Genomic DNA, 7,800 nt, shown 5'->3' on the forward strand with positions numbered 1-7,800 from the left:
GGCTTAAATGCCGGGGTGCAATGCCGGACAAATGCCGGGGCGCGGCTCGCAAACCTGCATAAATACTTGTTTCAAATGCCGGGGCATATAGTCGGGCGACCCCGGTAATTTTTACTGAATCATCTTAAACACGCAGCGATGCGAAAAGGTGATTCAAAATGAAAATCTCCCAACCCTTCCTCCCTCTCGACCAAGAGAACCGCAGCCACGTTGACACCGCGTGCGCTGCCTTTCACCTGACCCGCAAAGACCAGACATTGCGCGCCTGGGCCTGCCTTGAAAATGGGCCGCTGCGCCCTATCCGCATCATGGGCCGCCTTGCCTGGGCTACGGCTGATATTCGCCGCCTGCTGAACGGGGGGCTGTAATGGACAAGGGCCAATCCCCACTGTTTGCAGAATTGACCCTTGGCGCTGACACCCAAGATTTTACCGCACATGCCGCCCGCAAATTCACCGGCACAGATAACCCGCGACACCTGCGCGTGATTCATGCCCTGATGATTCGCTCAAGGAAGCGCGAGGAAATCGACCGCATTGCAGGTGCATCAAATGGGCCTGAGTTGATGGCCGAGTTGCGCCGCCGTGGACTGCGCGCACAGTGCCAGAGAACCCCCGCTATCGACCGCGACGGCTACCCTGTCAAGCCCGGCGTTTATGAGTTTGATGAAGACGACCGCCGCGCCGTCAATGTTTGGTTGCGCAAGCGCGATGCAAAGGCCACATCATGAGCCGCGCCGTTTTCAAACTGGCCTGCACGGTGGCATCGGCGCTGCCTTACCTGTCAATGCTGGCCGCGCTCTTTTGCGTGGTGGCCTGGGGGTGCGAATGGTAAGCGCCAACACGATTTTTTGCGCCTCGCTGCTGGAAGCATTCGCCAGTGTTTCAATGACCTACCCTGACACGGAGATAGAGCCGGGCAAGCTGGCGCGGTTCTCGACCAACGACAGGCCGCACGACAAGGCCGGATGGTGCAAGTTGTTCCCCGATGGCACGGGCGCTGCTTTCGGTTGCAATCGTGAAGGCTCAAAATTTAAGTGGCAACAACGCGACAACAACGCACCGCTGCCAACCAAGGCCGAACGCCAGGCCGCCCGCGCCAAGTCTGAGCAGGCAAGGCAACACGCCCAACGCGAGCGCGCCGCAGAGCACGCCGCCGCCGCCGTGACTGCCGCTCACGTCCTGCGCGATACGTTCGACCTCGACCCGAAGCACGGATACGCGAAGCGGAAAGGAATCACGCCGCATTGTGCCCGCCAGGATGCAGCCGGTTCCATTGTGCTACAGGTTCATGGTTCCGATGGCGCATTACAGAGCCTGCAATTTATTGGCGCGGATGGTGGCAAGCGGTTCCTGGGCAAAGCGAAAATGAAGGGTGGCCGGATGTTCATTGGCGCGCCTGTGAATGGCCTGCCGCTGGCGCTGGTGGAAGGATGGGCGACAGGTTGCAGCATTCACGATACGACCGGCGTCACCGTTGTTATTGGTTTTTCCGGTAGCAACCTGGACGACGTGGCCGCCGACCTGCGCCGCCAGTTCCCCGACTCACCGCTTCGTATTGCTGGGGACCTCGACGCGCACGGCAAGGGTTTGGAGTATGCCCAAGCTGCTGCTGCCGCTGGCGCTGGTGTGGTGGTTCTGCCGGTGTTTGCTGATGGCCGTGTCGCTGGCGACTTCAACGACTTGCACCAAGCCGAAGGACTCGACGCGGTACGGCTGCAACTGAGCGCCGCGCCTGATATGTCGTCCCGTGAAATTGCGCCATTCATGGAGCCTTGCTTGCCGAAGTGCGACGCCCGCGACGGCACACGCGACACTCGACCGCTCACCGAGTTAGGCAACGCTCACCGCCTGTTTGATGCCAATGGCGAGCGCCTAAAATATGTTCACGACGCGCAATCGTGGATTGTATGGGACGGGGCCGCGTGGGAATGGGATGCCGGTTCCGGCGTGCGCTCGATGGCCGCCCGGCTGCCAAATGCGATTTATGCCGAGGGTGCCGGGCACATCAATGACGCCGAACACTTCGGAAAGTGGGCGCGCAAGTCGCAAGAGCAACGCACGGTTAACGCTGCCGTCTCGATGCTGGCCGACTTCGCGCCGGTACGCCTGCCGCTGGCCTGCATTGATGCTGACCATTTCACCATCGGGTTCAATCAGGCCCGGCAAGTTATCGACCTGCGCAACGGGGCTACACGGGCCGCTGTGCCTGCTGACTACATCACAAAGAGCCTGAGTGCGGAAACCATCGGCAACGCCTCCAAAGCCGTGCGCTGGGTGCAATTTCTTGAACAGGTATTCAATGGCGACAAGGAGCTTATCGACTGGTTGCAACGCTTCACCGGGTATCTGCTGACAGGCTCGACGCGAGAGCAAATATTCTTGTTTTGCTTCGGGCACGGGGCAAACGGCAAGAGTGTCTTTATCGAAGTCCTAAAGCACATCATAGGCGACTACAGCCGCGCCATTGCATCGGAAACACTGAGTGAGTCCAAGCGCCAGGCCGGAGGCGCAACGCCTGACCTTGCCGCGCTAATCGGTGCCCGGCTGGTTCTGTGTTCTGAGACCGAGGACAACACGGCGCTTGCTGAATCACTGGTGAAAAGCCTTGTATCGGGCGATAGCATGGCCGTGCGCCAGCTCTACGCCGCGCCCGTACAGTTCACGCCCAATTTCAAGCTGGTCATGGCGGGGAACCACAAACCGATTGTGAGAGGCAACGACAACGGCATCTGGCGACGGGTGCGCCTGGTCCCGTTTGGCCGGACGTTCTCACCGGATGAGCGCGACCCGCAGTTACTCGACAAACTCAAAGCAGAGACGCCGCACATTCTGGCGTGGATGGTGGCCGGGTGCATCAAGTGGCAACGGCAAGGACTGGCCGACACGCCCGCAATGATTCGCCAAGCAACCGAAGCCTACCAAGTGGACCAAGACCTTACAGGCCGGTGGCTGGAAGAATGCACATCGTCAACCGCGCACGGCGAATCGTCAACGGGTGACCTGTACGCGAACTATAAGGCGTGGTGCCTCGATGGTGGCTTGAAACCGGCAAGCACAATTGTTCTTGGCCGCCGACTGAGCGAACGCGGGTACAACGTGCGCCAGTCAAGCGGTAAGCGAATCTGGTGCGGCTTGACCCTGACAGATTCGCGCCAAGACGACTACGCACGGGTGAAAGGTGGGTACTAATGCAAACAATCAACGTCAATCTATTGTCGATAGTGCGGATAGTGCGGATAAAGGGCTGTTTTCATAAACTCCCCCTATATTCGATTACTAGGAAAAGCTTTGAAAACAAGGGTTCATCCGCACTATCCGCACTTTGTTGCTTTGTGGAGGCTGCCGGATGACCAACAAAACGCCGTCACTTGATTTATTTGGCGACGACTTGCCAATCGTGCCGAGCACAAATGCCAGGCCCGAAGCCGCCGCCCTCGTGGAAGTCCTGCTGACCCTGCGAGCGCATCCGATGGTGGCGTGGGCCGAACGGATGAACAGCGGGGCCGCTCACATTGGCGGGCGCTTCGTGCGCTTCGGGTGGACGGGGTGCCCCGATGTGCTGGGGCAGACGAAGGACGGGCGATTGTTGGGTGTGGAGGTGAAGGCCGCGAAAGGACGGCTTCGACCTGAGCAAGGCGTGTTCCTGAAGCGCATCCGTGCTGCCGGGGGTGTGGCATTCATGGCGAGAGATTGCCGCGATGTATTTTTAAATCTTGATATTGCAGGAGGTAAGCAAGCATGACCGAACCGAAGAAGAAGCCCGGACGCTGGAAAGCGGGCGAGAGCGGGAACCCAAGAGGCAAGACGCCGGGAAGTGGCGAGCTTCAACGACTGCGCGCCGCCATTGGCGAGCATGTGCCGGAAATCATCACGCAACTGGTGGCCGCCGCCCGTGGTGGTGACATTCAAGCCGCACGGTTGATTCTGGAGCGCGTATTACCGCCCGTGAAGGCGATAGAGCAGGCCCAAGCTATCGACTTGCCGGAGCATGGGACGCTGACTGACCAAGGCCGCGCCGTACTGTCCGCCGTGGCTGCCGGTGAACTCGCACCGGGACAAGGCGCACAACTACTGGCCGCAATCGGCACACTTGGGAAAATTGCCGAGCTTGACGAACTGGCCGCACGCATAACCGCACTGGAGGGGAAACATGCAAAGCACTGAAAAACGCATTGCCGCGCTGGAGGCCGCCAGGAACGCTGCCGCGTTTCGCTGCATCCGGCTCCAATTGGGCGAGACTGAGCAGGAAGCGCGCCGCCGCTGTAACGTGGCCGACGATGTGACCGACATTCTATTTATTCGGCGCGTGATTATTCGCCCTACGGAGGAAAGCCATGCAAGCCATTGAAAAGCGGGTTGCTGCGCTGGAAGCCAAAGCCAACGAAGGAAATTCATCGTTCAAGCTGGTGATGGTTGCGCATGGCGAGACGCACGACCAAGCAATGACGCGGGAAGGCTTCGCGCCTGATGCTGCCGATGTACTGTGCGTGGTGTTCGTTTCGCCCACTGACGCTAGGCTATAGAGTCGCCAAAATAAATCATCCAAGCCCGGCCTAATCCGCTGGGCTTTTTTTCATTCGTGGGGCAATACGAGCGCACGCGCGAGGGGCTGAAAAAATATCAATTTCAATCAGATGTGCGTAACGCGACAGTGGCGACCGCGCAACAGACCCGGCTGTATTTATCAAATCGGGTTACACAGCGGTTACATGAGCGGAAGAGGGAGGCAGAAAACAAAAAAGACCCACAAGCAGAAGCGTGCAAGTCTTTGATTTTATTATATAAAACTGGTGGGCCTCCCGTGAGTCGAACACGGCACCAACGGATTATGAGTCCGCTGCTCTAACCAAGCATGAGCTAGAGGCCCAGTCTGCTGCACAAGCGCTGGGGCCGGCGATACCCGCCCGCGCGCACTTCGTGTAGAAACGAAGTGGCGAGGATAGGGGTTACGCCAACACTAGTCAAGTCTTAGTTGCCTTCCAAGAAGCTTTTCAGCTTGTCGGAGCGCGACGGGTGGCGCAGCTTGCGCAGCGCCTTCGCCTCGATCTGGCGGATGCGCTCGCGCGTGACGTCGAACTGCTTGCCGACCTCTTCCAAGGTATGGTCGGTCGACATCTCGATGCCGAAGCGCATGCGCAGCACCTTCGCCTCGCGCGGCGTCAAGGAATCGAGCACGTCCTTGACGACGCCGCGCATCGACGCGTGCAGCGCCGCGTCGGCCGGCGCCAGCGTGTTGTTGTCCTCGATGAAGTCGCCCAGGTGGGAGTCGTCGTCGTCGCCGATCGGCGTTTCCATCGAGATCGGTTCCTTGGCGATTTTCATGATCTTGCGGATCTTGTCCTCGGGCATTTCCATCTTGATCGCCAAGGTCGCCGGATCGGGCTCGGCGCCGGTTTCCTGCAGGATCTGGCGCGAGATCCGGTTCATCTTGTTGATCGTCTCGATCATGTGCACCGGGATGCGGATGGTGCGCGCCTGGTCGGCGATCGAACGGGTGATCGCCTGGCGTATCCACCACGTCGCGTAGGTCGAGAACTTGTAGCCGCGGCGGTATTCGAACTTGTCGACGGCCTTCATCAAGCCGATGTTGCCTTCCTGGATCAGGTCGAGGAATTGCAGGCCGCGGTTGGTGTATTTCTTGGCGATTGAAATGACCAGGCGCAGGTTGGCCTCGGTCATTTCGCGCTTGGCCTTGCGCGCCTTCATTTCGCCGGCCGCCATCTGCCGGTTGATGTTGCGCAGGTCCGGCAGCGGCAGCACCACGCGCGCCTGCAGGTCGATCAGGCGCTGTTGCAGCTCCTTCACCGTGGGAATGTTGCGGCCCAGGATGGTGCTGTAGGCGTGGCCGGCGTTGACTTCGCCGTCGACCCAGTTCAAATTGGTTTCATTGCCCGGGAACACCTTGATGAAGTGGGCGCGCGGCATGCCGCACTTGTTCACCGCGACGTCGAGGATCTGCTTTTCAATGTGGCGCACCTCGTCGACCTGGCCGCGCAGCGTGTCGCACAGCTTCTCGACGACCTTGGCGGTGAAGCGGATGCCCAGCAGTTCGTGCGAGATCGATTCCTGCGCCTTGACGTAGGATTTCGAGTTGTAGCCGTCCTTTTCAAACGCCTTGCGCATCTTGTCGAACTGCTGGGAGATGATGGCGAATTTTTCCAGCGCGTTGCGCTTCAGGGTTTCCAGCTGTTCGGCGGAGAAGCCGGCCGCGCCGGAGGCGTTGCTTTCCTCTTCCTCGCCCTCGGCCTCTTCCTCGTCCTCGCCGTCCTCCTCGTCGTCCTCGACCGGCGCCACCACTACCGGCGCGGCGTCCTCGTTCTGGTCGACCAGGCCGTCGACGACTTCGTCGATCTTGCTCTCGTCGTTGGCGATGCGGTCGGCCGCGGCGATGATCTCGGCGATCGTCACCGGGCAGGCCGAGATGGCCTGGATCATGTCCTTCAGGCCGTCCTCGATGCGCTTGGCGATTTCAATCTCGCCCTCGCGGGTGAGCAGCTCGACCGACCCCATTTCGCGCATGTACATGCGCACCGGGTCGGTGGTGCGGCCGAAGTCGGAGTCGACCGTCGACAGCGCCGCCTCGGCGGCCGCCTCGGCCTCGTCGTCGCTGGTGACGGTGGCGACATTGTCCGACAGCAGCAGCGTCTCGGCGTCGGGCGCGTGCTCGTAGACCGCGATGCCCATGTCGTTGAAGGTGCCGATGATGCCTTCGATGGCTTCCGGATCGACGATGTTCTCGGGCAGATGGTCGTTGATCTCGGCGTAGGTCAGGAAGCCGCGCTCCTTGCCGAACTTGATCAGCGTTTTCAGCTTCTGCCGGCGCCGTTCCAGTTCCTCTTCGCTGGCCTCGGTGTCGGACGAGAAGGCGTCCTTCAGCAGCGCCCGCTCCTTGGCCTTGCGGTCCTTGGCCTTGGCCTTGTCGACCGCCTTCAGCTCGGCGCGCTCGACCGCGTTCAGCGCGGCCACCTCGTCATTTTCGGGCTGGAATTCCTTCGGCTTGCGGCCGCGCCTGCCCGGCACCTTGACCGACGGCAGCACGTAGCCGGAGGTGTCGATGGCGGCCAGCGCGGCCGCGTCGGTGGTTTGGCTGACCACCGGCGCACTGGTGACGCGCGCTTCCGGCCTGTCGATCGCCTTTTCGGCTTTCGCGGTAACTTTGCTTGGCTTTTCAGCCACATTGGGTTCGGGTTTCTTGATTGGCACAGGCGCTTTCGATTACACAACGACTTGCTTTACGGTGGATTAGGATAAAGTTTGCTGCCGGCCCCGCCGGGGCCACCATCTTCGCAGCCGCCAACGACGCGGCTGCGACACTGCCCTACGTTACTTACACCTCGTCGGCCGCGATCCGCGTATGCCGCAGACAGTTCCACCACGGCCATACCCGGCCGTCTTCGGCGGAAATGCGGCTGCATCCGGCTGCGTGTGGGGGCGAGGGCCAAAAATGGCTGCGGCTGACGGCATGCTTGCCATCGGCGCAGACCACGCTGCGCCGCCGAAACCACCAGCTGGCCCTGGCCGCCGACGCCGTCCGTATGCGCCGATCAAGAGCCTAACTTACTGAAAACAAACACTATTTTCGAAACAATACTACCCTGCCAAAGCATAGAATACTTAGCATTTAATTATAGCACGGCCAAATTCTTTTTCCAGCCCGGGGCCGCCCCGGGGGGGGGGCGGGAGTTCCCCACCCGCGGGTTGGCAACTCCCCCCCCCCCCCCCCCAAAAAATGTGTTTGTGTCTCTCCCACTCCTCCTGGAACCAAAAACCCCACCTTTCTTTCTGTGCGGGGGGAAGG

8 protein-coding genes and 1 tRNA gene are annotated in these 7,800 nt (G+C 60.4%); 7 read left to right on the plus strand and 2 right to left on the minus strand.

The window, feature by feature from the left end; genetic code table 11:
* The first annotated feature begins 158 nt into the window (after positions 1 to 158).
* From ACFDR9_RS10205 to ACFDR9_RS10235, 7 genes are all read left to right on the plus strand, one after another.
* Positions 159 to 368, plus strand: coding sequence for a DNA-binding protein (locus ACFDR9_RS10205; RefSeq protein ID WP_409030927.1), 210 nt, complete (start codon positions 159 to 161; stop codon positions 366 to 368).
* The gene (locus ACFDR9_RS10210) at positions 368 to 730 is read left to right on the plus strand and encodes a hypothetical protein (protein ID WP_409030928.1); all 363 of its coding nucleotides are present in this window, start codon (positions 368 to 370) and stop codon (positions 728 to 730) included. The genes ACFDR9_RS10205 and ACFDR9_RS10210 overlap by 1 nt, the downstream gene beginning before the upstream one ends.
* Positions 666 to 3,191, plus strand: coding sequence for a phage/plasmid primase, P4 family (locus ACFDR9_RS10215; RefSeq protein ID WP_409030935.1), 2,526 nt, complete (start codon positions 666 to 668; stop codon positions 3,189 to 3,191). The genes ACFDR9_RS10210 and ACFDR9_RS10215 overlap by 65 nt, the downstream gene beginning before the upstream one ends.
* A gap of 157 nt (positions 3,192 to 3,348) precedes the next feature.
* Complete coding sequence (locus tag ACFDR9_RS10220; RefSeq protein ID WP_409030929.1) at positions 3,349 to 3,744, plus strand: VRR-NUC domain-containing protein; 396 nt, start codon at positions 3,349 to 3,351, stop codon at positions 3,742 to 3,744.
* Entirely contained in the window at positions 3,741 to 4,166 is a 426-nt protein-coding gene (locus ACFDR9_RS10225) for a DUF5681 domain-containing protein (protein WP_409030930.1), read from the plus strand. The genes ACFDR9_RS10220 and ACFDR9_RS10225 overlap by 4 nt, the downstream gene beginning before the upstream one ends.
* The gene (locus ACFDR9_RS10230; protein ID WP_409030931.1) at positions 4,153 to 4,350 is read left to right on the plus strand and encodes a hypothetical protein; all 198 of its coding nucleotides are present in this window, start codon (positions 4,153 to 4,155) and stop codon (positions 4,348 to 4,350) included. Before ACFDR9_RS10225 ends, ACFDR9_RS10230 begins: the two co-directional genes overlap by 14 nt.
* The gene (locus ACFDR9_RS10235) at positions 4,337 to 4,525 is read left to right on the plus strand and encodes a hypothetical protein (RefSeq protein ID WP_409030932.1); all 189 of its coding nucleotides are present in this window, start codon (positions 4,337 to 4,339) and stop codon (positions 4,523 to 4,525) included. Before ACFDR9_RS10230 ends, ACFDR9_RS10235 begins: the two co-directional genes overlap by 14 nt.
* Positions 4,526 to 4,790: 265 nt before the next feature.
* Here the strand turns inward: ACFDR9_RS10235 and ACFDR9_RS10240 are convergent.
* Positions 4,791 to 4,869: transfer RNA gene (locus tag ACFDR9_RS10240), tRNA-Ile, on the minus strand.
* A gap of 101 nt (positions 4,870 to 4,970) precedes the next feature.
* On the minus strand, positions 4,971 to 7,178 hold the full coding sequence (rpoD, locus tag ACFDR9_RS10245) for an RNA polymerase sigma factor RpoD (RefSeq protein WP_017877186.1): 2,208 nt from the start codon (positions 7,176 to 7,178) through the stop codon (positions 4,971 to 4,973).
* Positions 7,179 to 7,800: the final 622 nt, after the last annotated feature.

It is taken from the genome of Janthinobacterium sp. CG_23.3 (assembly GCF_046115965.1).
Lineage (GTDB): Bacteria > Pseudomonadota > Gammaproteobacteria > Burkholderiales > Burkholderiaceae_D > Janthinobacterium.